This is a genomic window from Microcoleus sp. K5-D4, from assembly GCF_036704575.1.
Taxonomy (GTDB): Bacteria; Cyanobacteriota; Cyanobacteriia; order Cyanobacteriales; family Microcoleaceae; genus Microcoleus.
The window spans coordinates 1-1,833 of the sequence record NZ_JAUBSD010000198.1 but is presented as its reverse complement, the minus strand read 5'-3'; the positions used below and the strand labels follow the sequence as shown (position 1 = coordinate 1,833).

Annotated in this window: 1 protein-coding gene; it reads left to right on the top strand. The window is 52.8% G+C overall.

Features of this window, described 5'->3' with window-relative positions:
- Positions 1 to 1,833, top strand: a 1,833-nt coding sequence (locus QUA77_RS28995) for a calcium-binding protein (protein ID WP_333454070.1), incomplete at both ends; no start/stop codon positions are given.

The window sequence follows — 1,833 nt, the reverse complement described above, 5'->3', positions numbered from 1 at the left end:
ACCAACACCCGCCCCCGAACAACCAACACCGACGCCAGAACCAACCCCCATATTCAACCCAGTACCCGAACCCGATACCAGTTGCGGTTGCGACCCCTTACCCTTGCTGCCCCCGCTCACATTTATCCAACCCCAGCCAGAGCAAATACTTAACTTCGACTCAAACGCCGCCCAACTCATCGACATCCAAAACACCAGCATCGGCACTCCCGGAAACGATTCCTTAACAGGAAACGAAACCAACCAACTATTTCTTTCCCAAGGCGGCGACGACACAGTGTTAGGTGAAGCAGGCAGCGATATCGCTTTCGGCGACCAACAGCGAGACTTGATCGCAGCAGGTAAGGACAACGACATCGTTTACGGCGGCAAACAAACCGATGCCGTATTTGGCGGCAAACAAGACGATCGCATTTCTGGCGATCGCAATGCAGACACATTGTACGGCGATCGCGGTGCCGACAGCATAGTCGGCGACAACGGCAACAACATCGACTTGACTGGTAACGACGGCGACCTGATTTTCGGCGGGTCTTCAGGCGACGCCATTTCAGGCAATCAAGGTTCAGACACCGTTTACTCCGGCAAAGACCCTGACATCGCTTACGGTGGTATCGACAACGACCTGATTTGGGGTGACAAAGGCCCCGATACCCTTTCCGGCGACAACGGAGATGACTCGGTGTTTGGTGGCGTCCTCAACTCCCTCGATAGCGACCCCGACGGCTTCGATTTGCTATTGGGAGGCGATGGCAACGACCTACTTAACGGCGAACAACAAGACGATACCTTGCGAGGTGGCAACGGCCCGGATGTGGTGTTTGCAGGCAAAGGCAACGATCGCATTTTCGGCGAAACCGACTCGGATACTCTCTACGGCAATCTAGGTTCCGACACCATAATTGGCGACTACGGCACTCAACCAGCCAATACAGTTGCCACGGATGAAGGCGACTTAATTTTCGGTAACGACACCGGCGATATCATCGGCGGTGGCAGCGGTAACGATAGCATTTTTGCCGGCAAAGGTAATGACTTAGTTTACGGTGGCAAAGATCACGACAGGATTTGGGGCGAACTCGGTTCCGACACCCTGGTCGGGGATGAGGGGGACGATTCGCTTTATGGCGGCTTGCAAAACGAGTTAGTGTGGGATGCCAACGGCCGCGACTTGCTATTTGGGGGAGATGGAAATGACTTTCAGGGTGGCGGTGAGAGTTCCGATTCTTTGAGTGGGGGTTTTGGTAACGATACCCTTCGTGGCGGCAAGGATGACGACTTGGTACAGGCAGATGCGGGCAACGACTTGATGTACGGCGACTCGGGCAGCGATATTTTGTGCGGCGATGAAGGTAACGATACCATTAGTGGCGATCGTGGGGAAAATCTGCGAGGCGCTGTCGGCCCTGACGGTCAGCAAGACTGTATTAATGGTGGTAGTGGCGATGACCTGTTATACGGCAATGAAGGTCAAGATACTCTCAACGGTGACTCGGGTAATGACACTATTTACGGAGGGAAAGATAGCGATATTCTCAATGGGGGTGCAGGAGATGACTGGCTGTTTGGTGATGGCGGAGATGATACTTTGATTGGGGGTGTGGGGAATGATCACTTTGTGTTAAGCGCTAATAGTGGTATTGGTACTGTGCTCAATTTTTCTGTAGGAACTGATAAGTTTGTCCTGGCTGGTGGCTTGAGTTTTGAGGCTTTGCAAATTAACTCGACGGCGAAGGGCACACTGCTGCAAGTTGCTGCCACAGGCGAGGTTTTAGCTCAGGTTTTTGGGGCTGATAATACTATTACTTCTCTCGATTTTCTGATTTTGGCTCG